The sequence below is a fragment of the Cupriavidus phytohabitans genome, from assembly GCF_017815025.1.
Classification (GTDB): Bacteria; Pseudomonadota; Gammaproteobacteria; order Burkholderiales; family Burkholderiaceae; genus Cupriavidus.
In genome coordinates this window covers 25,272-49,710 of record NZ_JAGIQB010000020.1, presented here as the reverse complement: position 1 = coordinate 49,710, position 24,439 = coordinate 25,272, and the positions used below count along the sequence as shown (strand labels likewise).

The 24,439-nt window shown below is 67.8% G+C and carries 25 protein-coding genes; 12 read left to right on the top strand and 13 right to left on the bottom strand.

Annotation, left to right across the window (positions count from 1 at the left end):
- Positions 1–4 precede the first annotated feature (4 nt).
- Positions 5–1,003 carry an endolytic transglycosylase MltG gene (gene mltG, locus J8I34_RS15800; protein WP_029048217.1) on the bottom strand — a complete coding sequence of 333 codons (999 nt, stop codon included), beginning with the start codon at positions 1,001–1,003 and terminating at the stop codon, positions 5–7.
- A gap of 203 nt (positions 1,004–1,206) precedes the next feature.
- Here mltG and ygfZ point away from each other — a divergent pair, with 203 nt between their 5' ends.
- From ygfZ to J8I34_RS15785, 3 genes are all read left to right on the top strand, one after another.
- On the top strand, positions 1,207–2,223 hold the full coding sequence (gene ygfZ, locus J8I34_RS15795) for a CAF17-like 4Fe-4S cluster assembly/insertion protein YgfZ (RefSeq protein ID WP_209806406.1): 1,017 nt from the start codon (positions 1,207–1,209) through the stop codon (positions 2,221–2,223).
- A 22-nt stretch (positions 2,224–2,245) separates the two neighbouring features.
- Positions 2,246–2,536, top strand: coding sequence for a DUF4936 family protein (locus J8I34_RS15790; RefSeq protein ID WP_029048215.1), 291 nt, complete (start codon positions 2,246–2,248; stop codon positions 2,534–2,536).
- Between the two features lie 75 nt (positions 2,537–2,611).
- Complete coding sequence (locus J8I34_RS15785) at positions 2,612–3,439, top strand: NRDE family protein (protein WP_029048214.1); 828 nt, start codon at positions 2,612–2,614, stop codon at positions 3,437–3,439.
- 16 nt (positions 3,440–3,455) lie between these two features.
- On the opposite strand, the gene J8I34_RS15780 is transcribed toward J8I34_RS15785, so the two are convergent.
- Complete coding sequence (locus tag J8I34_RS15780; RefSeq protein WP_209806405.1) at positions 3,456–3,884, bottom strand: GNAT family N-acetyltransferase; 429 nt, start codon at positions 3,882–3,884, stop codon at positions 3,456–3,458.
- Positions 3,885–4,107: 223 nt separating this feature from the next.
- Here J8I34_RS15780 and J8I34_RS15775 point away from each other — a divergent pair, with 223 nt between their 5' ends.
- From J8I34_RS15775 to denD, 7 genes are all read left to right on the top strand, one after another.
- Positions 4,108–4,875, top strand: coding sequence for a FadR/GntR family transcriptional regulator (locus tag J8I34_RS15775; protein WP_245175951.1), 768 nt, complete (start codon positions 4,108–4,110; stop codon positions 4,873–4,875).
- 51 nt (positions 4,876–4,926) lie between these two features.
- Positions 4,927–5,820: an L-threonate dehydrogenase gene (gene ltnD, locus J8I34_RS15770; RefSeq protein WP_209806404.1), complete on the top strand. Its 894-nt coding sequence runs from the start codon at positions 4,927–4,929 to the stop codon at positions 5,818–5,820.
- 12 nt (positions 5,821–5,832) lie between these two features.
- Positions 5,833–7,110, top strand: coding sequence for a 3-oxo-tetronate kinase (gene otnK, locus J8I34_RS15765; protein ID WP_209806403.1), 1,278 nt, complete (start codon positions 5,833–5,835; stop codon positions 7,108–7,110).
- Entirely contained in the window at positions 7,110–7,763 is a 654-nt protein-coding gene (gene otnC, locus J8I34_RS15760) for a 3-oxo-tetronate 4-phosphate decarboxylase (RefSeq protein ID WP_209806402.1), read from the top strand. The genes otnK and otnC overlap by 1 nt, the downstream gene beginning before the upstream one ends.
- A gap of 151 nt (positions 7,764–7,914) precedes the next feature.
- Positions 7,915–9,279 carry an MFS transporter gene (locus tag J8I34_RS15755; RefSeq protein ID WP_029048209.1) on the top strand — a complete coding sequence of 455 codons (1,365 nt, stop codon included), beginning with the start codon at positions 7,915–7,917 and terminating at the stop codon, positions 9,277–9,279.
- A gap of 65 nt (positions 9,280–9,344) precedes the next feature.
- A complete protein-coding gene (gene otnI, locus J8I34_RS15750; protein ID WP_209806401.1) occupies positions 9,345–10,127 on the top strand; it encodes a 2-oxo-tetronate isomerase in 783 nt (260 codons plus the stop codon).
- A gap of 27 nt (positions 10,128–10,154) precedes the next feature.
- Complete coding sequence (gene denD / locus J8I34_RS15745; protein ID WP_209806400.1) at positions 10,155–11,126, top strand: D-erythronate dehydrogenase; 972 nt, start codon at positions 10,155–10,157, stop codon at positions 11,124–11,126.
- Positions 11,127–11,257: 131 nt separating this feature from the next.
- Here the strand turns inward: denD and J8I34_RS15740 are convergent, their stop codons facing one another.
- From J8I34_RS15740 to J8I34_RS15730, 3 genes are all read right to left on the bottom strand, one after another.
- Entirely contained in the window at positions 11,258–11,695 is a 438-nt protein-coding gene (locus tag J8I34_RS15740) for a YbgC/FadM family acyl-CoA thioesterase (RefSeq protein WP_209806399.1), read from the bottom strand.
- 111 nt (positions 11,696–11,806) lie between these two features.
- Positions 11,807–12,790, bottom strand: coding sequence for a tripartite tricarboxylate transporter substrate binding protein (locus J8I34_RS15735; RefSeq protein WP_209806398.1), 984 nt, complete (start codon positions 12,788–12,790; stop codon positions 11,807–11,809).
- 57 nt (positions 12,791–12,847) lie between these two features.
- Positions 12,848–13,855, bottom strand: coding sequence for an alpha/beta hydrolase (locus J8I34_RS15730; protein ID WP_209776038.1), 1,008 nt, complete (start codon positions 13,853–13,855; stop codon positions 12,848–12,850).
- A 310-nt stretch (positions 13,856–14,165) separates the two neighbouring features.
- Here J8I34_RS15730 and gbd point away from each other — a divergent pair, with 310 nt between their 5' ends.
- Positions 14,166–15,314, top strand: a complete 1,149-nt coding sequence (gbd, locus tag J8I34_RS15725) for a 4-hydroxybutyrate dehydrogenase (protein ID WP_209806397.1) — start codon at positions 14,166–14,168, stop codon at positions 15,312–15,314.
- Between the two features lie 62 nt (positions 15,315–15,376).
- Positions 15,377–15,898 carry an O-acetyl-ADP-ribose deacetylase gene (locus J8I34_RS15720; protein ID WP_029048202.1) on the top strand — a complete coding sequence of 174 codons (522 nt, stop codon included), beginning with the start codon at positions 15,377–15,379 and terminating at the stop codon, positions 15,896–15,898.
- Between the two features lie 91 nt (positions 15,899–15,989).
- Here J8I34_RS15720 and J8I34_RS15715 read toward each other — a convergent pair whose 3' ends face one another.
- The 8 genes from J8I34_RS15715 to J8I34_RS15680 form a co-directional block, all read right to left on the bottom strand.
- Positions 15,990–16,928: an alpha/beta fold hydrolase gene (locus J8I34_RS15715; protein WP_209806396.1), complete on the bottom strand. Its 939-nt coding sequence runs from the start codon at positions 16,926–16,928 to the stop codon at positions 15,990–15,992.
- 32 nt (positions 16,929–16,960) lie between these two features.
- Positions 16,961–17,863: an SDR family oxidoreductase gene (locus J8I34_RS15710; RefSeq protein WP_029048200.1), complete on the bottom strand. Its 903-nt coding sequence runs from the start codon at positions 17,861–17,863 to the stop codon at positions 16,961–16,963.
- Positions 17,864–17,927: 64 nt separating this feature from the next.
- Entirely contained in the window at positions 17,928–18,863 is a 936-nt protein-coding gene (locus J8I34_RS15705; RefSeq protein WP_209806395.1) for a glutathione S-transferase family protein, read from the bottom strand.
- An 81-nt stretch (positions 18,864–18,944) separates the two neighbouring features.
- Positions 18,945–19,817, bottom strand: coding sequence for a class II aldolase/adducin family protein (locus J8I34_RS15700; RefSeq protein ID WP_209806394.1), 873 nt, complete (start codon positions 19,815–19,817; stop codon positions 18,945–18,947).
- A 78-nt stretch (positions 19,818–19,895) separates the two neighbouring features.
- Positions 19,896–20,906 carry an NADP-dependent oxidoreductase gene (locus tag J8I34_RS15695; protein ID WP_209776042.1) on the bottom strand — a complete coding sequence of 337 codons (1,011 nt, stop codon included), beginning with the start codon at positions 20,904–20,906 and terminating at the stop codon, positions 19,896–19,898.
- An 87-nt stretch (positions 20,907–20,993) separates the two neighbouring features.
- Complete coding sequence (locus J8I34_RS15690) at positions 20,994–21,431, bottom strand: PaaI family thioesterase (RefSeq protein WP_029048196.1); 438 nt, start codon at positions 21,429–21,431, stop codon at positions 20,994–20,996.
- Between the two features lie 126 nt (positions 21,432–21,557).
- Positions 21,558–22,340, bottom strand: a complete 783-nt coding sequence (locus tag J8I34_RS15685; RefSeq protein WP_209776043.1) for an SDR family oxidoreductase — start codon at positions 22,338–22,340, stop codon at positions 21,558–21,560.
- 55 nt (positions 22,341–22,395) lie between these two features.
- Positions 22,396–24,258, bottom strand: a complete 1,863-nt coding sequence (locus tag J8I34_RS15680; RefSeq protein ID WP_209806393.1) for an acyl-CoA dehydrogenase — start codon at positions 24,256–24,258, stop codon at positions 22,396–22,398.
- Positions 24,259–24,439 lie beyond the last annotated feature (181 nt).

Genomic DNA, 24,439 nt, shown 5'->3' with positions numbered 1-24,439 from the left:
ATGCCTATTTGCCGCGCTGGTACTTGTCGACCGCGCGGTTGTGTTCGGGTAGCGAGTTGGAGAAATGGCTGCTGCCGTCGCCGCGGGCGACGAAGTACAGCGCATCGGACGGTGCCGGCGCGGTGGCCGCCGCCAGCGAGGCCAGGCCCGGCAGCGCGATCGGCGTGGGCGGCAGGCCGGTGCGGGTGTATGTATTGTACGGGGTGTCAGCCTGCAGGTCGCGCTTGCGCAGGTCGCCGTCGAAGGTCTGGCCCAGGCCGTAGATCACGGTCGGGTCGGTCTGCAGCATCATGTTCTTGCGCAGGCGGTTGATAAACACCGCGGCGATCATCGGGCGCTCCGTGGCCTGCCCGGTTTCTTTCTCCACGATCGATGCCATCACCAGCGCTTCGTACGCGGACTTGTACGGCAGGTCGGGCGCGCGCGCGTTCCAGGCTTCATTGAGGCGGCGCTGCATGGCGCGATAGGCGTGCTTGTACAGGTCGATATCGCTGCTGCCGCGCGCAAACAGGTAGGTGTCCGGGAAGAACAGTCCCTCGGGCGAAGTCTCGGCGGCGCCGATCGCCTTCATCAGCTCCGCGTCGGACATGTCGCGCGTATCGTGGCGCAGCGCCGGGCTGGCATCGACCGCCGCGCGCATCTTGCGGAATTCCCAGCCCTCGATCACTGTGACCACGTAGTGCGTGACCTCGCCGCGCACCAGCTTGCCCATCACCGACAGCGGCGTGGCGCCGGTCTCGAATTCATAGCCGCCGGCCTTCAGGTCGGACCCGTGGCCGGTCAGGCGCACCAGCAACGCGAACAGCCGCGGGTCCATGCCGACGCCGCCGCGCTGGATCTGGCGGCCGACGCTGGCCACGCCGGAATTGGGCTTGATCACCACTTCGACGACCGGCGAACGGTTCAGCGCCAGCGGGTGATTGGCCCACCACGCAAAGCCGCCGGCGGCCGCCAGCGCAAGTACCAGGACCGCCAGGCCCAGGCGAAGGAAAAAACGTTTCATGTATCAGGATCGGGGGTGAGACTGCGGCGCCCCGGCCGAAAATCTCGTAGCCCCATATAATAACCGGCAGCCTCGCACCTACCATGCGCGGCGGCTCCTGCGCCTCTTGCGCACCCCGGCCGCGCGCGCCGCCAACGGTGCCTATGCAACCCGACACAACCCGACACAACCCGATTCGTCCCGACGATCGCCACGATTTCGCAATGCCAGTGATGAATGCCCAAGCCCCGGAACTCGCCGCCAGCCTTGAATCCTTGCAGTCCGGCGGAATCGTCTGTGCCCCCGCCGGGCTCGGACTGATCCGCGTGGCTGGCGACGATGCCGCCAGCTTCCTGCACACCCAACTCACCAATGCGGTCGAGGACCTGGAGCCGGGCACCGCGCGCCTGGCCGGCTACTGCTCGCCCAAGGGGCGCCTGCTCGCCTCCTTCCTGATGTGGCGCGATGCCGCAGGCATCGTGCTGCAGTTGTCCGCCGATATCCAGGCCGCGGTGCAGAAGCGGCTGTCGATGTTCGTGCTGCGCTCCAAGGCCAGGCTGGCCGATATCACGCCCGCCAGCGCGATCGTCGGCGTCGCCGGTGCCGGTGGCGCCGCCGCATTGGCCGCCGCGGACCTGCCGGCGCCGGAAGCGCCCTTTGCCGTGGCCGAGGCCAACGGCATCAGCGTGATCCGCCTGCCGGACGCCGCCGGCCAGCCGCGCTGGCAACTGGTGCTGCCCGCCGAGCGCGCCGACGCCGTGCGCGCGGCGCTGGCCGGCAAGCTGCAGGACGCGCCGCCGACGCTGTGGGACTGGCTGGAAGTGCAGTCCGGCCTGCCCCGCATCGTCGCCGCGACGCAGGAGCAGTTCGTGCCGCAGATGATCAATTTCGAGCTGGTCGGCGGCGTGAATTTCCGCAAGGGCTGCTACCCGGGCCAGGAAATCGTCGCGCGCAGCCAGTACCGCGGCACGCTCAAGCGCCGCATGTGGCTGGTGCAGGGCGAGGGCGAGGTGCCTGTGCCCGCGGCGGAGGTCTACCGGCCGGAAGACCCCGGCCAGCCGTGCGGCATGATCGTCAATGCCGCGCCCGCGCCGCAGGGCGGCTGGGCCGGGCTGGCCGAGCTGAAGATCGACGCCGCCGGCAGCGCGCTGCGGCTGGGCAGCGCCGAAGGCGAGGCGCTGGCGACCGCCACCCTGCCCTACGACGTGCCGCTGGGCGAAGCTGCCCAGGCGGCGGGCTGATTTTTCAGAAGCGGAACCTGCCATGAGCGACCACCTGTTCGTCTATTTCCGCGTGCCAGAGGCTGTTGCCGCCGAAGCGCTGCCGCTCTGGCACCGCTGGATGGAGACGGTTGCCGAGGCGACCGGAATTGGTGGTACGCTGATGCGCAGGCCCGAGACCCGAGCCGGCGTGCAGACCTGGATGGAATGCTACGCCGACGTGCCGCCCGCCTTCGATGTCACGCTGGCCGGCCTGTGGCGCCAGAGCGGGCTGGACCAGTGGGTGGACGGCGAGCGGCAGGCCGAACACTTTATCGACCTGGACGTGCTGTAGCGTCCCGGAACTGCCGAAACGCGAAGTACTGGAATCACCGCCCCCAGCGCCCCCGGCGGCAAAGGAAGTCGAACGATGTGCCTGATCCTGGTTGCCTGGCAATCCCACCCGGACTATGCCCTGGTCGTCGCCGGCAACCGCGATGAATTCTATGTCCGCCCCGCGGCGGCCGTGCACTGGTGGCAGGATGCGCCGCACGTGCTGGCCGGACGCGACCTGGCGGACGTCATCGGCGAGCCCGGCACCTGGATGGGCGTCAACGCCGACGGACGCTTTGCCGCGCTGACCAATTACCGGGCCCCGTCCGAGAAGCGCACCGACGCCCGCTCACGCGGCGAGCTGGTGGCCGGCTTCCTGCGCGGCCATGACGCGCCGTCCGATTATCTCGACGGGCTGGCCGGCCAGGACGGCTGCTACAACGGCTTCAACCTGCTAGCCTGCGACCTGCGCGAACTCTGGTGGTACAGCAACCGCTCGGCCACGCGCCAGCCGCAGAAGCTGCGGCCGGGCCTGTACGGGTTGTCCAATGCGCTGCTCGACACCCCCTGGCCCAAGGTGCGCAGCCGCGTAGGCGCGCTCGCCGAGGTGCTGGCGGCCGACAGCGGGCGGGCCGATGCCAGTGCCGAACCGTACCTGCAAATGCTGGCCGACGAGCGGCAGGCTGCGGATTTCGAGCTGCCCTCCACCGGCGTCGCACCGGAGTGGGAGAAATTGCTGTCGTCGGCGTTTATCCGCTCGCAGTCATACGGCACCCGCGCGAGCACGGTGCTGCGCGTGCGGCACGACGGCCGCTTCGACCTGAGCGAGCGCAGCTTCGATGCCACCGGCCGCATCGGCGAGGTCTCATACCACGGCAAGCTGAACCTGCCGCGCGATACCCGCATCATGCAGGCACCGCGGTAATGGTGGCAGCGGGCGCTCAGCCCGCCAGCCGCTTGCGCATCTCGATATGCGGGATGCCGGCTTCTTCGAACTCCTCCCCCGACTGGGCAAACCCGGCGCGCACATAGAACGGCGCGGCATGGGTCTGAGCATTGAGCACCACTTCCGGGTAGCCGAGCTGCGCGGCCTTTTCCATCAGCGCCTGCAGCACCAGCGCGCCGACACCGGTGCCGCGCGCCCCTTTCAGCACCGCCATGCGGCCGATATGGCCATCGGGCAGCAGCCGGCCCGTGGCCACCGGCGTGCCATCCTCGGCCAGCGCCAGCGCGTGCCAGCTGGGCTCGTCCCATTCATCCCATTCCAGTTCCACCGGCACGTTCTGCTCTTCGACGAACACGGTGTAGCGGATCGCACGGGCACGTTCGCGCGCTTCGGACCAGGGGCAGATCAGGACGGTGACTGGCATGGTGGTTGGGGCCTGACTAAGGCAGTAATAGGCAGAAATCCGGTATCCCAGGTTTGCGGCCCCGGGACGGGCGCCCATGATACGCCAGCCCCGGCCAAGCGGCGAAGCACCAAAGTGGCGCATTGGCAACTGCAATTGCACCATGCTAGGGTTTGCCCGGGGTCGGCATCGCTCCGGCAAATTTGTATGATGACCTTATTACCCAATAACCCGGGGAATCCGCATGTTCCAGAAAGTCCCTGCCCGCGCCCTGACCGACAACGTCGCCGAACAACTGCTGGACAAGATCCAGAACGGTGCCTTTGCCCGCGGCGACAAGCTGCCCACCGAGGCAGTGCTGTCCGAAGAGTTCGGCGTCAGCCGCACCGTGGTGCGCGAGGCGATTTCCCGGCTGAAGTACGAAGGCGTGGTCGAGTCGCGCCAGGGTAGCGGCGTGTTCGTGACGCTGCAGGCCGGCATCCGGCCGCTGCGCATCGACTACACCGACACCGGCACGCTGGAAGCTGTGCTGCAGATCGTCGAGCTACGCCGCGCGATCGAGGCCGAAGTGGCCGCGCAGGCCGCCCGCCGCCGCACCGATGCGTCGATGGCCGCCATCGATGCCGCGCTGGCGCGCATCGGCGAGGAAGTCGGGCAAGGCGGCGACGGCGTGGCCGCGGACGTGGCCTTCCATCGCGCCATCGCCGGCGCCACCGGCAACCCCTACTTCCTGAAAACGCTGGAATTCCTCAGCCAGTACCTGGAAACGGCCACCCGCGTGACCCGGACCAACGAGGCGCGCCGCGCCGACTTCTCGCGCCAGGTGCGCGAGGAACACCAGGCCATCGTCGCGGCGATCCGCGCCGGCGACCCGCTGGCCGCGCGCAATGCCGCGCAGAACCACATGTACAACGCCGCCCGCCGGCTGGCACAGCTGGGTGCCGACGAGGATGCCGATGGTAGCGGCTCCGCCGGCGATGAAGCCGCCGGCACGCGGGGCGCGTCGAACTGACGCCGTCCGCATCCTTCAAGCCTTTCCCATATCAGATTCAGGAGTCCCTCTATGTCCAGGAATATCGGCGTCATCGGCCTTGGTGCCATGGGCTTTGGTGTCGCGCAGTCGCTGCTGCGTGCCGGTTTCAACGTGCACGCCTGCGACCTGCGCCCCGAAGTGCTGCAGCGCTTTGCCGATGCAGGCGGCGTGCCGTGCGCGTCGCCCGCCGAGCTGGGCAGCCGCTGCGACGTGGTGCTGACGCTGGTCGTCAATGCGCAGCAGACCGAGGCCGTGCTGTTCGGCGCCAACGGCGCAGTGGCCGAAATGCAGCCGGGCAAGCTGGTGATCGCCAGCGCCACGGTGCCGCCGGGCTTTGCCGAGACTTTGGGCCGCCGCCTCGCTGAAAAGGGCCTGCTGATGCTGGACGCGCCGGTCTCCGGCGGGGCCGCGCGCGCCGCCAGCGGCGAAATGACCATGATGACGTCGGGCCCCGCCGAAGCCTACGCACTGGCCGAGGACGTGCTGGCCGCCATCGCCGGCAAGGTATACCGCCTGGGCGCCACGCACGGGGCGGGCTCCAAGGTCAAGATCATCAACCAGCTGCTGGCCGGCGTGCATATCGCCGCCGCGGCCGAGGCGATGGCGCTCGGCATGCGCGAAGGCGTGGACCCGGACGCGCTCTATGACGTGATCACGCACAGCGCGGGCAACTCGTGGATGTTCGAGAACCGCGTGCCCCATATCCTGAAGGGCGACTACACCCCGCTGTCGGCGGTCGACATCTTCGTCAAGGACCTGGGCATGGTGCTCGACACCGCGCGCACCAGCAAGTTCCCGCTGCCGCTGTCGGCCGCCGCGCACCAGATGTTCATGATGGCTTCCACCGCCGGCCATGGCGGCGAAGACGATTCGGCCGTGATCAAGATCTTCCCGGGCATCGAACTGCCGGGCAAGGCTGAGTAAGGAGCATTGACGATGACCGCGCTCCTTGGCTGTATCGCCGACGACTTTACCGGCGCCACCGACCTCGCCAACACGCTGGTGCGCAATGGCATGCGCACCGTACAAACCATCGGCGTGCCTGAGTCCGTGGCCGATATCGGCGAAGCCGATGCACTGGTGGTCGCGCTGAAGTCACGCACCATTCCCGCCGCAGAAGCCGTGGCGCAATCGCTGGCCGCGCTGGAATGGCTGCGCGCGCAGGGCTGCCGCCAGTTCGTGTTCAAGTACTGCTCGACCTTCGATTCGACCGATGCCGGCAATATCGGCCCGGTCGCCGAAGCGCTGCTGGCCGCGCTGGACAGCGATTTCACCATCGCCTGCCCCGCCTTCCCCGAGAACGGCCGCACTATCTTCCGCGGCCACCTGTTCGTGGGCGACGCGCTGCTAAATGAGTCGGGCATGGAGCACCATCCGCTGACGCCGATGACCGATGCAAGCCTGGTGCGCGTGCTGCAGCGCCAGAGCCAGAGCCAGAGCAAGGTCGGCCTGCTGCGCTACGACGCCGTGGCGCGCGGCGCGCAGGCCACGGCCGAGCGCATCGCGGCGCTGCGCCACGACGGCGTGCGGCTGGCGATTGCCGATGCGGTATCTGACGCCGATCTGTTCACGCTGGGCGAAGCCTGCGCCGGCCTGCCTCTGATCACCGGCGGCTCCGGCATCGCGCTGGGCCTGCCCGGGAATTTCCGCCGCGCCGGCCTGCTGCCGCAGCGCGGCGATGCCGACGCGGTTCCCGCCATCGATGGCCCGGGCGTGGTGCTGGCCGGCAGCGCCTCGCGCGCGACCAACCGGCAAGTGGCCCGCTGGCTGGAGCAAGGCCGCCCGGCGCTGCGCATCGACCCGCTCGCGCTGGCGCGCGGCGAAGCCGTGGCCGACGCCGCGCTGGACTTTGCCGCGTCGCACGACGAGCCGGTGCTGGTCTACGCCACCTCCAGCCCCGACGAAGTCAAGGCCGTGCAGGCAGAGCTGGGCATCGAGCGTGCCGGCCACCTGGTCGAGCAATGCCTGGCCACGGTTGCCGCCGGGCTGCTCGCACGTGGCACGCGCCGCTTTGTGGTCGCCGGCGGCGAAACCTCCGGCGCCGTCGTTCAGGCGCTGGGCGTGCGCGCGCTGCGCATCGGCGCGCAGATCGCTCCCGGCGTGCCGGCCACGGTCACGCTGGGCGCCACGCCGCTGGCACTGGCGCTCAAGTCTGGCAATTTCGGCGGCCCCGACTTCTTCGACGAAGCGCTGCGGCAGCTGGGAGGTCAATGATGTCCACGGAAAGCCAGCTGCGCGAAGAGATCTGCCGCATCGGCGCCAGCCTCTACCAGCGCGGCTATACAGTCGGCTCGGCCGGCAATATCAGCGCGCGGCTGGACGACGGCTGGCTGATCACACCGACCGACGCCTGCCTGGGCACGATGGATCCCGCCGCGGTCGCCAAGGTAGCGACGGACGGCACCTGGGTGTCGGGCGACAAGCCGTCCAAGACGCTCACGCTCCATCGCGCGATCTACGACAACAACCCCGGGGCGCACGCCGTGGTGCACACGCACTCGACGCACCTCGTGGCCCTGACGCTGGCCGGTGTCTGGCAACCGGACGACGTACTGCCGCCGCTCACGCCGTACTACGTGATGAAGGTCGGCCATATCCCGCTGATTCCCTATCACCGGCCCGGCGATCCCGCGGTCGCCGCGCGCGTGGCCACGCTGGCCGCGCAGGTGCGCGGCGTCCTGCTGGAGCGCCTCGGTCCGGTGGTGTGGGAGTCCAGCGTCTCGCGCGCCGCGTTCGCGCTGGAAGAACTGGAGGAGACCGCCAAGCTATGGATGATGATGAAGGACGCGCCGGGCTTCGCCGCCCGCGCGGCGCTGCCCGACGGCGCACTGACTGAGTTGCGCGACGCCTTCCAGGCGCGCTGGTAGCACTGCCACCCGTTTTTTCCGACTGACCACGGCCATACGGATCTGACCGGCGCGGTTGCCTTGCGGCCACCGTGCGGGGCACGCGCATGCCTGCGCATCGCGTGGCCGCAACCCATTACTAGACCAGACTCACCCTACCCGGAGACCACCGATGCCATCCAACCAACCGGCGGCCAGCGTGCCCGCCTTCGACAGCCTGGGCGGCAACGCCCGGCTCGATACCGACACCCAGATCGAGAAACGCGCCTATAACAAGGTGTTCTGGCGCATCATGCCGTTCCTGATGCTGTGCTACGTGGTCGCCTACCTCGACCGCGTCAACGTGGGTTTCGCCAAGCTGCAGATGGGCCAGGACCTGGCCTTTTCCGAGACCGTGTTCGGCCTGGGCGCCGGCCTGTTCTTCATCGGCTACTTCCTGTTCGAAGTGCCCAGCAACCTGCTGATGCACAAGATCGGCGCGCGCATCTGGATCGCGCGCATCATGATCACCTGGGGCATCATCTCGGCGCTATTCGTGTTCGTGCAGACGCCGACCCAGTTCTACGTGATGCGCTTCCTGCTCGGCCTGGCCGAGGCGGGCTTCTATCCCGGCGTGATCCTGTACCTGACCTACTGGTACCCGGCCAACCGCCGCGCCAAGATGATCGCGCTGTTCATGTCGGGCATCCCGGTCGCCGGCATGTTCGGCAACCCGCTGTCGGGCTGGATCATGGATGCCTTCAATGGCACGCATGGCATGAGCGGCTGGCAATGGATGTTCCTGCTGGAAGCCCTGCCCGCGCTGGTGATCGGCGTAGTGACGATCTTCGTTCTGCGCGACGGCATCGACAAGGCACCGTGGCTCAGCGCCGATGAAAAGCGCGTGCTCAAGCGCAATGTTGAAGAAGACCAGCAGAAGGCCGGCGCCGCCGCCGGTCAGGCCCATGGCCACTCGCTGGGCGCCGTGTTCAGCGACCGCCGCGTGTGGTGGATGTGCCTGATCTACTTCTGCTTCGTCACCGGCCAGTATGCGCTGACCTTCTGGATGCCCACGCTGGTCAAGGCCAGCGGCGTCACCGGCAACCTGAAGATCGGCCTGCTGTCGGCAATCCCGTTCATCTGCGCCATCATCGTCATGAACATCCTCGGGCACAGCGCCGATGCGCGCCAGGAACGCCGCTGGCACCTGATCGTGCCGGCGCTGATGGGTGCGGCGGGCTTTGCCATTGCCGCCTCGTTCACCAACAATACGACCGTGTCCATCGCCGCGCTGTCGCTGGCCGCCGCCGGGGTGCTGACCTGCGCGCCGCTGTTCTGGTCGCTGCCCACCGCATTCCTGTCCGGCATCGCCGCCGCCTCCGGCATCGCCGTCGTGAACTCGGTCGGCAACCTGGCGGGTTTCGTGTCGCCGTACATGGTCGGCGCGCTCAAGGACCTGACGCACAGCACACAGCTGCCGATGTACGTGCTGTCCGCGATCCTGGTGGTCGGCGCCGTGCTGGTGTGGCTGACGCCGGCTAAACTGGTCAACCGCTGAAATCCGGCCGGTCCGGTCGCGCTGACCGCGACCGGACCGGCTTCGTCCTACGCCCTGGAGTTCCCATGCCGCGCTTCGCCGCAAATCTCTCGATGATGTACAACGAGCACGCTTTCCTGGATCGCTTCGCCGCTGCCGCGGCGGACGGCTTCCAGGCGGTGGAGTACCTGTTCCCGTACGAGCACCCCGCCAGCGAGCTGCGCGCGCGCCTGGACGCGAACGGTCTCACCCAGGCGCTGTTCAATGCCCCGCCGGGTGATTGGGCCGCCGGCGAGCGTGGCCTGGCATCGCTGCCGGGGCGCGAGTCGGAATTCCGCGACGCCGTGGGCCGCGCGCTGGAATACGCCGGCGTGATCGGCAATGACCGCGTGCACGTGATGGCAGGCCTGGTGCCGGCCGATGCCGACCGCGCGCGCTACCGTGCCACCTACCTGGAAAACGTCGCGTTCGCCGCGAAGGCGGCCGCCGCGCAGGGCGTGACCATCGTGCTGGAGCCAATCAACACGCGCGACATGCCGGGCTATTTCCTGAACCGCCAGGACGACGCGCAGGCGATCTGCAAGGAAGTCGGCGCGGCCAACCTGAAGGTGCAGTTCGACTGCTACCACTGCCAGATCGTCGAGGGCGATATCGCCATGAAGCTCAGGCGAGACATGCCCGGCATCGGCCATATCCAGATCGCCGGCGTGCCCGAGCGCCATGAGCCGGACCTGGGCGAGCTGAACTATCCGTACCTGTTCGACCTGCTCGACACGCTCGGCTACCAGGGCTGGATCGGCTGCGAATACCGCCCGCGCGCCGGCACGTCCGAAGGGCTGGGCTGGCTCAAGCCCTACCTCGGCCGCTGATCCAACAACCATTACCGATCTCTTGCCATGAACGTACTGATTACCGGCGGCGCCGGCTTCCTCGGCCTGCAACTCGCCCGGCTGCTGCAACGCGGCACCCTGAACCTGGACGGCCAGGCCGTCGCCTTCGACCGCCTGACGCTGCTCGACGTGGTCGCGCCGCAAGGTCTTGACGATGCGCGCGTGCGCGTGGTGACCGGAGACCTGTCCGATCCCGCGGTACTGCGCCAGGCCATCGACAAGGACACCGGCGCGGTGTTCCACCTCGCCGCCGTGGTCAGCGGCCAGGCCGAGGCGGATTTCGAGCTGGGCATGCGCGTCAACCTCGACGCCTCGCGCGCGCTGCTCGAAACCTGCCGCGAGCTGGGCCACAAGCCGCGCGTGCTGTTCACCAGCTCGGTCGCGGTCTATGGCGGCGAGCTGCCGCCGGTGGTGCAGGACGACACCGCGCTGAACCCGCAATCGTCGTACGGCGTGCAGAAGGCGATCGGCGAACTGCTGCTGTCGGACTACAGCCGCCGCGGCTTCGTCGACGGCCGCGTGCTGCGCCTGCCGACCATCAGCGTGCGCCCGGGCAAGCCCAATGCGGCGGCCTCGTCGTTCGCCAGCGGCATCATCCGCGAGCCGCTGGCGGGCGTGACGGCCAACTGCCCGGTGGCGCCGGAAACGAAGCTGTGGCTGCTGTCGCCGCGCGCGGCGGTGGCGGCGCTGGTCAACGGCATCGAACTGGCCGGCGAACGGCTGGGCAACCGACGCGTGGTCAACCTGCCGGGGCTGTCGGTGACGGCAGCTGGCATGGTTGACGCGCTGCGCCGCGTGGCCGGCGATGCGGTGGCGGATCGCGTGACGTGGGAACGCGAAGAGCGCGTCGAGAAGATCGTCGGCACGTGGCCGGCGGCGTGGAATGCCGAGCGGGCGCTGTCGCTGGGGTTCGAGAGCGATGCCAGCTTTGATGCGGTGATCCGGGCTTATATGGAGGATGCGGGGGTGGGGAAGTAAGCTGACGCCGCGGCAAGCTAGTCGTACGCAAAGACGCGGGAGCTTGCCATCACCCCCTGCAATCGCTCCCCTCTCCCGCGAAGTGGGAGAGGGGAGCAAACAAGCGGGATATGAAGCCTCGTCGGGGCGGGCTACCCCGCCGGCTTCACCACCTCATACCCCTCGATAATCTCCCTCACCACCCCCGGGATCGCCGCCGACTTCTGCGTCGCCGGATCCGCGCACACATAGACGATCTCACCGGTGATCAGGTGCTCGTCGCCCCGGTACATCTCCACCCGGAACAACATGCTGGACCGCCCCAGCCGCGCCATGCGCCCGCGCAGTTCCAGCTCATCGTCAAAGCGCGCCGACGCGTGATACTCCAGCGTGGACTTGACCACGAAGATATCGACGCCGTGCGCGTGCAGTACATCCTCCGGATAGCGGATTCCCAGCGCGCGCCAGTACTCGGTCACGCAGATATCGCAATACGTCAGGTAGTGCGCATTGAAGACGATCGACTGCGGATCGACTTCGGACCAGCGCACGCGCAGCGGGATGATATGGCGGAACGCCTCTTTGGCCATTGACGTGGTCTCCTTGGTTGTCTGTCGGCGCGATGCAAAGCATCAGGCCGCCGTCCCGCCGGCACAGGGCCGGCAGGCGCGGCGGCCTGGTTGAATGCGTCTGGCGCTGGCTTACTGCGGCTTGGCCAGGCCCAGCTTCTCGATGATCGCCTTTTCCTTCTTGACGGTTTCGGCGGCGAACTGCGAGTACTGCTGGCTGTTCATGTAGAACGGCTCCATGTCGAACTTGGCCAGCGATTCGCGGTAGTTGGGCATTTCCATCGCCTTCTTGAAGGCGTCATGCAGCTTCTGCACGATCTTCGGATCGGTGCCCTTGGGCGCGACCAGGCCGAACGGCGAGGTCTGCACGATGCCCATGCCCAGTTCCTTCAGCGTCGGCACATTGGGGAAGCGCGCCGAGCGCTTTTCGCCCCAGGTCGATAGCAGGCGCAGCTTGCCCTGCTCCACGTACGGCGCCCAGGCCGGCGTGTCCGCCACCGACATCACGTGGCCGCCCAGCAGCGCCTGCATCGACTCGGCATTGCCCTTGTACGGGATGTGCGAGAACTGCACGCCCTGCTTCAGCGCCAGCTCTTCCATGGTCAGGTGCAGCGTGGTCATGCTGCCCGGCGAGCCGTAGGTCAGCTTGCCGGGATTGGCCTTGGCGTAGGCGACGTACTCCTGCATGGTCTTGATCGGCGAATCGGCCGGCACCACCAGGCCGAACGAATAGCCGGCCAGGTTGATGATGTAGCTCAGGTCCTTGACCGGGTCCCAGTTGATCTTGGTGGTGTACGGCAGGCGATAGACCGGCATGGCGACCTGCGCCAGCGTGTAGCCGTCGGGCGCGGTGGCCTGCATCATCTGCGCGGGCAGCACGCCGCCAGCGCCGGGCTTGTTCTCGACGATCACCGGCTGGCCCAGGATCTTGGAAGCGTTCTCGGCCAGGACGCGGAACGGGATGTCGGTGGAGCCGCCGGCGGTATAGCCGATCACCAGGCGGATCGGGCGCTGCGGGAACTTGTCTGCCTGCGCCTGGGCAGGCATGGCGGTCAGGCCGATGGCTGCGGTGGCGGCGGCGAGGCCCGCGCGGGCGATAAATTGGCGGCGTTGCATTTGACTAGGTCTCCTTGTGCTGCAAGTCACTGCTGGAAAGATCGGTGCTGCGTGTTGTCAGGATAGGCCGAACGCGGCTCGCAGCGCGGCGACGGCATCGGCATGTGCCTGCGCCACCGCCGGCACGAACCGGCCCAGCTTGAAGAAATCATGGATCATGCCGGGGTAGTCCGCCAGCATGGCCGGCACGCCGGCGGCGCGCAGCTTGGCGGCGTAGGCGACGCCTTCGTCATGCAGCGGGTCGTAGCCCGCCACGGCGACCCAGGCCGGGCACACATTGTTCACGTCGGCGCCACTGCCGCCACCGTCCAGCGGGGCGAAGCGCCAGTCGTCGCGGCTGGCTTCCTGGTCCAGGTACTGGGCGAAGAACCAGCGGATCATCTCGGCGGTCAGCAGGTAGCCCTCGGCCAGCGCGCGATGCGATGGCGTGTCCTGGCGCGCGCAGGTGCCGGGATACAGCAGCATCTGCAGCACCGGCGCGAGCCCCGCGTTGCGCGCCTCCACGGCGCTGGCAGCGGCCAGCGTGCCGCCGGCGCTATCGCCGCCCAGCGCGATGCGGGCCGGGTCGGCACCCAGCCGCCCGGCTTCGGCAAAGACCCAGTGCAACGCGTCGAATGCGTCGTTGGCCGCGGTCGGAAAGCGCCATCGCGGCCCGAGGCGGTAATCCACCGACAACACCATGCAATCGGCCTGGCCGCACAGCAGCCGGCACAGCGCATCGTGCGAATTGACGCTGCCGACCGTAAAGCCGCCGCCGTGGAAGTACACCAGCAGCGGCAGCGGCTCGGCCCAGCTGGCCTCGCGCGGCGTGTACAGCCGCGCCGGGATGGCATGGCCGTCACGCGCGGGCACGTGCAGGTCTTCGGTCCCGTGCACGGCGAGCGGGCTGATGTCGAGGATCGGCGCGCTCTTCTCGTAGGCGATCCTGGCGTCCTCCGGGTCCAGGGCGTGGATCGGCGGCCGCTTGGCACGGGCGATAAGTTCCAGCAGCTGTGCCACCAGCGGGTCGAGCGGAGCCGACGGCAGGCCGGGCGTTTGGTTGACGGAGGATGGTACGGCGGACATGAAAAATCAGTTAAACCTGCGCTTCGGCTGCAATGGCGAGCGTCTCGTGGACGCTGCCCGCATCGGTGGAAGTTCGAATAGTGAACGATCGTTCGATTTCAGTATGATGCCAGATGTTTCTGAGACGACGCAGTACGAGATAACCCCGACAGCCCCACGTCAGCCTGCCACGCGGCCAGTTTTTGCGCGATGATCGGCTGACGCGCGGCGCGGGGGCTCCGACAACCCATTGAAACCGAAGGCGGCGCGCCTGGCCAGTGCCTTATCCGGACCCCGGTTCGCGGCAGATCCCTGCAGGAGACAAGCAAATATGGCGTTCATCTACTATCTGACCCACATCCACCTGGATTTCGGCGCGGTAAGCCTGCTCAAGTCGGAATGCGAGCGCATCGGCATCCGCCGTCCGCTGCTGGTTACCGACAAGGGCGTGGTTGCCGCCGGCGTGGCGCAGCGCGCCATCGACGCCATGCAGGGCCTGCCGGTCGCGGTATTCGACGAGACCCCGTCGAACCCGACCGAGGCGATGGTGCGCAAGGCCGCGGAGCAATACCGCGAAGCCAACTGCGACGGGCTGGTGGCCGTTGGTGGCGGATCGTCGATCGACCTGGCCAAGGGCATCGCCATCCTCGCCACGCATCCGGGCGAGCTGACCGCCTATGCCACCATCGAAGGCGGCAGCGGCAAGATCACCGACCAGGCCGCGCCGCTGATCGCCGTGCCGACCACCTCGGGCACCGGCAGCGAAGTGGCGCGCGGCGCGATCATCATCCTGGACGACGGGCGCAAGCTGGGCTTCCATTCATGGCACCTGCTGCCCAAGTCGGCCATCTGCGATCCGGAGCTGACGCTGGGCCTGCCTGCCGGATTGACCGCGGCCACCGGCATGGACGCGATCGCGCACTGCATCGAGACTTACCTGGCGCCTGCCTTCAACCCGCCCGCCGACGGCATCGCGCTGGACGGCCTGGAGCGCGGCTGGACCCATATCGAGCGCGCCACCCGCGACGGCCAGGACCGCGATGCGCGGCTGAACATGATGAGCGCATCGATGCAGGGCGCGATGGCCTTCCAGAAGGGGCTGGGTTGCGTGCATTCGCTGTCGCACCCGCTGGGCGGGCTGAAGATCGACGGCCGCACCGGCCTGCATCACGGCACGCTCAACGCGGTGGTGATGCCGGCGGTGCTGCGCTTCAACGCCGACGCGCCCACCGTCGTGCGCGACGACCGCTACGCGCGCCTGCGCCGCGCCATGCATCTGCCCGACGGCGCCGATATCGCGCAGGCCGTGCACGACATGACGGCACGCCTGGGCCTGCCCACCGGCCTGCGCCAGATGGGCGTCACGGAGGACATGTTCGACAAGGTCATCGCCGGCGCGCTGGCCGACCATTGCCACAAGACCAACCCGAAAGAGGCCAGCGCGGCAGATTATCGGCGTATGCTTGAGCAATCCATGTAGTGCATAGCAGCAATGTGGCCCGCCGGCACCGCGGCGGGTGCGCTCTCAAACCAGGAGACGACATGACCGGCGAGCACCTGCAGGTAGTCCATGGCGACATCACCCGGATGGAAGTCGATGCCATCGTCAACGCAGCCAACAGCGGGCTGCTGGGCGGCGGCGGCGTCGACGGCGCCATCCACGGGGCCGGCGGCCCCGCCATCATGGAGGCCTGCCGCGCGATCCGCGACGCGCAGGGCGGCTGCCCCACCGGCGAGGCGGTCATCACCACGGGCGGGCGCCTGCCCGCGCCGTACGTGATCCACGCGGTTGGCCCGGTCTGGCATGGCGGCGGCCAGGGCGAGGACGAACAGCTCGCCAACGCCTACCGCAACAGCATCCGCGTGGCCGCGCAGCATCACCTGCGCACGCTCGCCTTCCCCAACATCAGCACGGGCATCTACGCCTTTCCGCGCGAGCGCGCGGCGGATATCGCCATCGCCGCGGTGCGCGAAGCGCTGGCGGCAGCGCCCGAGATCGAACAGGTGACCTTCGTCTGCTTCGACGACGAGAACTACCGGCTGTACCGCGAGCGCCTGGCCTGACGCTTGCGGCGGGCGTGCGGCGGGGCCTGCGCCAGAACCTGGGGCGCAGGCCCGTCTCCTTTCCGATCTTGTTGTGTCACCCATGGCGGTACTAACCCGCTGGCAATGCGCTGCGGATCAGCAGATTGACATGCTCCGGCTGCTCGTGGATGACCCAGTGGGTACCGTCCGGGATGCGCTCCAGGCGCAAGTCCGTGACAAAGTCCTCCAGGCCATTGAGCAGCGATTTCGGCAAGGCGCGGTCACGTTCGCCCCAGATCACCAGCGTCGGCACGCGGACAACGAACCTGGCCGGATCTAGCTGCGACAGATCCGGCCCCACCTCGCCGTCCCCCGGCGGCCGCATCGGCGAGGCGCGGTAGAAATTGACGCCGCCGGTCAGCGGATGCACGCCCTCTTCGCCAGGCTGTGACCACGCGGCATGGTAGCGCTCGCGTGTCTCCGGCGTGTACCACGCGGCCGGCTTGCCGTCGGCCTCGGCCAGCATGCGGTCCAGCAGCGCAAAGTCGTTGGCGGCCAATGCCTTTTCCGAACCGGGCTTGCGCAGCCAGTTCATGTAGGCGGAGGCGGCCTGCTGCTCCGAATCGGTGGCCAGCGCGCGCGCGAACAGGTACGGGTGCGGCGAGTTGATGATGACGAGCTGGCGCACGAGTCGCGGGAACTGGATCGCCAGGTTCCAGCAGATCGCGCCGCCCCAGTCGTGCGCCACCACGATGGCCTGGTCATAGCCCAGCGCACCGATGAACTGCACCAGGTCTTCCACGATATGGCGCGGCCGGTAGGACTCCACGTCGCCCGGTTTGCTCGAAAGGTTGTAGCCGCGCAGGTCGGGCGCGACGGCGAAGTGCGTGTGCCCGAATTCGGCCAGCTGGGCTTCCCATTCGTACCAGAACTCGGGAAATCCGTGCACGAACAGCATCAGCGGCTTGCCGCGCTCGCCTGCGCTGGCGTAGTGCAACCGGGTGCCGTTGGACAGGCTGGCGTATTGCAGATGCCGGATCACGGCGGGGGCGGCCATGGTGGTCTCCATGTGCGTGGCTCCTCGTTGGTGGCTCTGGCGTGTCAGCCGCGCAGCGCGGCCACGAGGCCCGCGCGGACTTCGGGCTTGTCGGCAAAGGGATCGCCGGGGTTGCGCGGCCCGACGATGTCCTCGAAGCGCTGGCGCACCGGCGCCAGTGCCTGCGGATGCGAATAAATATAGAAGCTATCGGCGCGGATGGCATCGAAGGTTTTGTGCGCGACCTCGGCGGCAGTCACCTTGCCGGAGCCGACGGCCTTGTCGGACAGCGCCTGCGACACCAGCTGCGATCGCGTCGGCGGCGCCTGGTTGGCCAGCTCCGCGGGCCGGTTGCGCTGCGACTGGCTGATGCCGGTGGGCACGAAGTACGGGCACAGTACCGAGCAGCGCACCTGCTCCGTGACCAGGCCGAGGTCCTGGTACAGCGATTCCGACAGTGACACCACCGCGTGCTTGGACACGTTGTACACGCCCATCGCAGGCGGGTTGAGCAAGCCCGCCATCGACGCGGTGTTGACGATATGGCCCTGGTACGACGGGTCCTTTTCTGCGGCGGCCAGCATCAGCGGCGTGAAAATGCGCACGCCGTGGATCACGCCGTAGAGATTGACGCCGAGCACCCATTCCCAGTCCTGCAGCGAGTTTTCCCAGAGCAGTCCGCCGGCGCCCACGCCGGCATTGTTGAACAGCAGGTTGACCTGCCCGAACGCCTCCATCGCCGCGTCGGCCAGCGCCTGCACCTGCTCGGCGCGCGACACGTCGGTGCGCAGCCCGATCACCGGCACGTTGCGCGCCTTGAATTCGGCCACGGTCGCGTCCAGGGCGTCTTCCTGCACGTCGGCCAGCACCAGCTTCATGCCGAGATCCGCCCCGATGCGGGCGAATTCCTTGCCGAACCCCGAAGCACCGCCGGTGATGACGGCTACCTTGTTAGAAAAATCCTTCATGTCGTCTGTCCTGTCGCGTGAAATCAATTGGAGGAATTGCCGCGCGCAGCGGCGCAGCGCCGGTTCAGGCGGCGCGCTGCACCTGGTAGCCCTGCCGCGGGAAATGCACGTTGAGCGCGCCGGCGCGCGGGTCCTGCCGGCGCAGCGTGACGCGGTGCGGGCCCAGCGCCAGCAGCACGCCGGCCACGGGGTCGCGCGCGTAGTCGGTGGGCGTGACCGTGACGGGGTCGCCCGGCTGCAGGCCTTCGCCCTCGCGCACGCCTTCTTCGAGCGCAACCGGATCCGCGCTGCGCGCCATGCCGATGGCCAGCTCGCCATCGATCACGCGCGGACGCCCGTGGCCGAAGGTATTCATGCGCGCATACCAGGCCTGCAGCCTGGGATAGGCCTCCAGCATCTGCGCCAGCGCGCCGGCGCGCCGGATAAACCAGAGGTTGTGGTACAGCGAGAAGTCCGCCACCGACAGCAATGGTCCGGCGACATGCTCCACGCCCGCGGCGAACTGCGCTTCGACCCTGCCAAAGGTCTCGTGCAGCTGCGCGGTGGCCTCGGGCAGCGGCATGCGCAGCGCGTTGGTATCGCCGCGCATGGCCTTGCGGTCGGAGACAAAGGCCTGGATCTGCGCTGGCGACAGATGGCCCAGCATGCTGGCGACGCCGGCCGGCTGAAACACGTAGGTCGCCGAAGCGGTAAACAGCGCGCTGTCGAACCAGGCCGCCATCACTCGCGCCGCCGCGGCCTGCGCGGGCGGATACAGCGGCGGTGACGGCGCCAGCATGTCGATGACTTCGCAGATCAGTGCCGTGTCGCAGTAAATGTCGGCGCCGACCTGCATCACCGGCGTGCGACGGTAGCCGCCGGTCAGCGCCAGCAGATCTGGTTTGGGCAGGATGGCGGGAATTTCCACCGCCTGCCACGCCAGGCCTTTGGCGCCCAGCAGCAGCCGTACTTTTTCCGAGAACGGCGAGGTTGCGTACTGGTGAAGGATGATGTCTGCCATGCGTGCCACCTCACGGTTGTGGATCGACTGCAGGGATGGCCGCCATGCGGCGGCCGCATTGCAACGCTTTGCGGCGGCCGCTCAGTCCAGCAGGTCCGGCTGTTCCTTGACGATGCGCGCATACAGCGGCTGGAACTGGAACCAGCCCGCCTGCGCGGTGCCGACGATCGAATACGCCTGCCGTGCGGCAGCGTCGGCAATCACCTTCAGCGGCGCCTGCGTGCGCGCGGCGGCCGCTTCGGCCAGCAGCTGCACCTGGCAGGAACGTTCCATGGTGATGAACCACCACGCCGCTTCATCCACGGTCTTGCCGACCGTCAGCAGGCCGTGGTTCTGCAGGATCGCGGCCTTGTTCTGCCCGAGCGCGTTGGCGATGCGCTGGCCCTCGTCCAGCTCCACCACCACGCCGCCGAAATCGTCATAGACCGCGTGGTCGTTGTAGAACGCGCACACGTCCTGCGTCAGCGCGTCGAGCGGGCGGCCCAGTGTCGACCAGGCGCGGCCATAGGTGCTGTGCGAGTGCGCGGCAGCGATCGCGTCGGGACGGGTCTGATGCACGCGCGAATGGATCGCAAAGGCCGCGGCATTGACCGGGTAGTCGCCCTCCACCACGTCGCCGTGGTGGTCGCAGCGGATCAGGTTGGAGACATTGACCTGGCTGAAATGCACGCCGAACGGATTGACCCAGAACGTGTCGGGAAACTCGGGATCGCGCGCGGTGATATGTCCGGCAACGCCCTCGTCGAAACCGAATTTCGAGAACAGACGGAAGGCGGCGGCCAGGCGCTGCTTGCGATGCAGGCGCTCCTCGCCCACGGTGGCGAACTGCGGCGGCCGCGGCAGGTTGCGGTAGCGGGCCTTGACCTCTTCAGGCAGGCCGGCGCCGATCTCGTCGCCTGTGCCTTGCTGAACTTGCCGGACTTGCGGAACTTGCGGAACTTGCGGGGCATTCATGGGTGTCTCCTCCTCTTGTCTTGCCTGCGTTGTCCTGCGCGGCACGCCCCGTGGGAACGCAGCGTGCCGGTGCTGCGCTCAGACCAGCTTGACCAGCTGCTTGCCGAAGTTCTTGCCCTTGAGCAGGCCCATGAAGGCTTCAGGCGCGCTCGCCAGGCCTTCGGCAATGCTCTCGCGGAACTTCAGTTTGCCCTGCGCGACCGCCGTGCCCAGCTCCTTCAGCGCCTGCGGCCACACGTCCATGTGCTCTGAGACGATAAAGCCCTCGATGGTCAGGCGCGAGATCAGGATCAGCTGCGGGTTCTTCAGCGGCAGTGGCTGGCCGTCATAGCCGGCGATCATGCCGCACATGGCGATGCGGCCGAAGGCATTCATGCGCGACAGCACGGCGTCGAAGATCTCGCCGCCGACGTTCTCGAAATAGCCGTCGATGCCGTCGGGCGTGGCCTCCTTGAGCATGGTGTAGAGCTCTTTCGGGTCTTTCGCCGCCTTGTAGTCGATACAGGCGTCGAAGCCCAGCTCATTGACCACGTAGTCGCACTTGTCCTTGCCGCCGGCAAAGCCGACCGCGCGGCAGCCGGCCAGCCTGGCCAGCTGTCCCACCACGCTGCCGACCGCGCCCGACGCGGCGCTGACCGCAATGGTCTTGCCCGCCTTGGGCTGGATGATCTTGTTCAGGCCATACCATGCGGTCACGCCCGGCATGCCGACCGAGCCGAGGTAGGCCGACAGCGGGATATGCGTGGTATCGACCGGCTGCAGGCCGGTGCCGTCGCTGACGCCCATTTCCTGCCAGCCGAACATGCCGACCACCTTGTCGCCCGGCTTGAACTTGCTGTTCTTGCTTTCCACCACTTCGCCGACGGTGCCGCCGATCATCACCTCATTGAGCGGCTGCGGCGCGGCATACGACTTGCTGTCGTTCATGCGGCCGCGCATGTAGGGATCGAGCGACAGGTAATGGTTGCGCACCAGCACCTGGCCGTCGGCAATCTGCGGCACCGGCACCTCTTCCAGGCGGAAATTGGCCGGCGTCACCGCGCCCTCGGGACGCGAGGCCAGGACGATGCGCTTGAACGTGTTGGACATGGTGGGGTTCCTTCCAATGGGAGATGGAAACTGCGTGGAAAGTGCTATGCGGGGCGCGAGCCGCCCCGCCTGCCCTGGTGCCGGCGTTCAGCCGTCGGCGCCGGTATCGGTTTCGCCCGGGCGCTGCGGCGGCATGCGCCGGATGTACTTGAACGTGCCCGAGCCGCGCGCCACGGTCTTGCCGTCGGCATCGACGATCTCGGCCTCGCAGAACACCATGGTAGTGGTGCGGTGCACGGTGGTGCCGCGCGCGGTCAGGTGGCCGCGGCCCGGCGCCATGAAGCTGCTCTTCATCTCGATGGTGACCACGCCGCGGCCATCGGCATCGCTGCTGCGGCCGGCCACCGCCATGGCAACGTCGAGCAGCGTCATGATCACGCCGCCGTGGGCCATGTCCCAGCTGTTCTGGTGGCGCTTTTCGACTGGCAGCGCGATCTCGCTGCGCCCGCCTTCCGCGAGGCTGCAGGTCACGCCGAGATCAGAAAGGAACGGGATATGGCTCAGGGAGCCGGTGTACTGGTTCATGGCAATGCGAGTGGAAGTGGGGGTTGGAGAGGCGCCGGCGGCAGCTTTCCCGCCGGCGCCGATCCCGCATTATTGCCGCAAACGCCGGCTGTCGCTCACGCCGCGCTCAGACGCGCTCAGACGCGCTCAGACCGCGCTGACGCCGCCGTCGACCGCCAGGATCTGCCCAGTGATGTGCTTGCCGGCATCGCTGGCAAACAGCAGCGCAGCGCCCTTGAGGTCTTCATCGTCGCCCAGCCGGTGCAGCGGCACGCCGGCGCACATCGCTTCGACGCCCATGCGCTCGAGCGAGCCCTTGGTCATCTTCGACGGGAAGAAGCCCGGCGCCAGCGCGTTGACGGTGATGTTGTGCTCGCCCCACTCGCCCGCCAGCGTGCGGGTGAAGTTGACCACCGCGCCCTTCGAGGTGTTGTAGGCGATGGTTTCCATCGACCCCGGCGGATTGCCGGCCAGGCCCGCGATCGACGCCACGTTGATGATGCGGCCGTAGCGGCGCGGGATCATCGACAGCTTGCCGATGCGCTGGCTCAGCAGGAACAGGCCGCGGATATTCAGGTTCATCACCTTGTCCCACGCTTCCACCGGATGGTCTTCGGCCGGCGCGCCCCAGGTGGCGCCAGCGTTGTTGACGAGGATGTCGACGTGGCCAAGCTTTGCGATCGCTTCGTCGGCGAGCCGCGCGATCTCGGACTCCTGCGAGCCGTCAGCAGCGATCCAGTCGGCCTCGATGCCGAGGCCCTTCAGGTGTTCCTGCGCCGCGCGCAGCTCGTCGGCCTTGCGCGCCGACAGCACGATACGCGCGCCCTGCTCGCCCAGTGCTTCGGCGATCTGCAGGCCAAGGCCGCGCGAGCCGCCGGTGATCAGCGCGGTCTTGCCCTTCAGGTCAAACAGTTGCTGGATGGTGCGCATGTTGTCTCTTCCTTGGTTGTCTTTGAATGATGTAGTACGCGGTCAGAACCAGCGCTCAGAACCAGGCGTCCTGCATGTCCAGCGTGGTGCGGTCGAGCGATGCCAGCAAGTCGAGCTGGGGGCCGACCCTGGGCAGCTCGAAGCGGAAGAAGTACGCCGCCGCCGCCAGCTTGCCGCGATAGAAGTCCTGGTCCTCCTTGCCGCTCGCCTGCGCCAGCGCGGCTTGCGCCAGCAGTGCCTGCTCCAGCCAGATCCACGCGACCACCACGTGCCCGAAGGCTTCGAGGTAGACCGAGGCGTTGGCCAGCGTCACGTTGGAATCGCCGGCACTCCACAGCGTCTGGGTCACTTCGGCAAGGCGCTTCGTTGCGGCGCCGAGCGCGCGCGCCTGCTGGGCCAGTTCGGCGTTGTCCGCGGCCAGCGCGCGGCCGATGGTGTCCTGCACGCGCTCGCCCAGCAGCCTGAACGCGGCGCCATCCTTCATCACCACCTTGCGGCCCAGCAGGTCCAGGCCCTGGATGCCATGCGTGCCTTCGTGGATCGGGTTCAGGCGGTTGTCCCGGTAGAACTGCTCGACGTTGTATTCGCGGGTGTAGCCGTAGCCGCCGTGCACCTGGATCGCCAGGTTGTTGGCCTCCAGGCACCATTGCGACGGCCAGCTCTTGGCGATCGGGGTCAGGATGTCGAGCAGCAGCGCCAGGCGCGCATGCGCCTCCTGGTCGCCGGCGGCGGCAGCGGCTTCTTCCTCGTCCACCAGCCGCGCGCAGTACAGGTTCAGCGCCAGGCCGCCCTCGACATAGCTCTTCTGCGCCAGCAGCATGCGGCGGATATCGGCGTGCTCGACCAGCTTCACCTGCGGGCTGGCGGCATCCTTCCCGCCGGGGCCGACGGGGCGGCCTTGCGGACGGTTGCGCGCGTAGTCCAGCGCATGCAGGTAGCCGGTATAACCGAGCATCACCGCACCCAGGCCCACGCCGATGCGCGCCTCATTCATCATGTGGAACATGCAGGCCAGGCCCTTGTGCGGCTCGCCCACCAGGTAGCCGATGGCACCGGCCTTGCCGCCCGGCTTGTACTTCATGCCTTCACCGAAATTCAGCAGGCAGTTGGTGGTGCCGCGGTAGCCCATCTTGTGGTTCAGGCCGGCCAGCACCACGTCGTTGTGCTCGCCGAGCGAGCCATCCTCGTTGACCAGGTACTTGGGCACGATAAACAGCGAGATGCCCTTCACGCCCGGGATCAGCTTGCCGTCCGGGCCGGGGATCTTGGCCAGCACCAGGTGGACGATGTTGTCCGACAGCTCGTGCTCGCCGGCGGAAATCCACATCTTGTTGCCGCGCAGCCGGTATTGCGCGCCCAGCGGCGATTCGCCCTCATACTCGGCGCGCGTCGTGATATCCGACAGCGACGAGCCGGCCTGCGGCTCCGACAGGCACATGGTGCCGAAGAAGCGCCCTTCCATCTCCGGCTTGACGAAGGTTTCGACCTGCGCCGGCGTGCCGTGCGTCAGCAGCAGGTTGGCGTTGCCGATGGTCAGGAACGGGTAGGAGCTGGTGCCGACGTTGGCGCCCTTGAAGTAGGCGAAGCCGGCTTTCTCGACCACCACCGGCAGCTGCATGCCGCCCAGTTCGTAGTCCTGTCCGGCAGCCATCAGGCCGGCCTCGCAGAAAGCCTTCAGCGCGGTGCTGACCTCGGGGATGATGCTGACGGTCTCGCCATCGAATTCGGGTTCGTGCTGGTCGTTCTTCTTGTTGTGCGGCGCGAACAGGTCGGTGGCGATCTTCTCGCAGGTATCCAGCGCGGCATCGAAGGTCTCGCGCGAGTGGTCGGCGTAGCGCGGAATGCGGGTCAGTTCATCGACCTTGAGCCATTCGTACAGAATGAAGTTCAGGTCGCGGCGGGAAAGGATCATCGACATGGTGTCTCCAGTCGGAGCGCTGCATGAGCGCTCGCGAATTCATGTAGCTTTCTTGCCCGAACCGCCGGAACCCTGGAATACACCCCGTGGGTGCTCCCTCTCCCGCTTGCGGGAGAGGGTTGGGGTGAGGGCCGGGCGGTACTACGAAGTCCGGGCCGGCGGCATGCCACCGCCTGCCCTC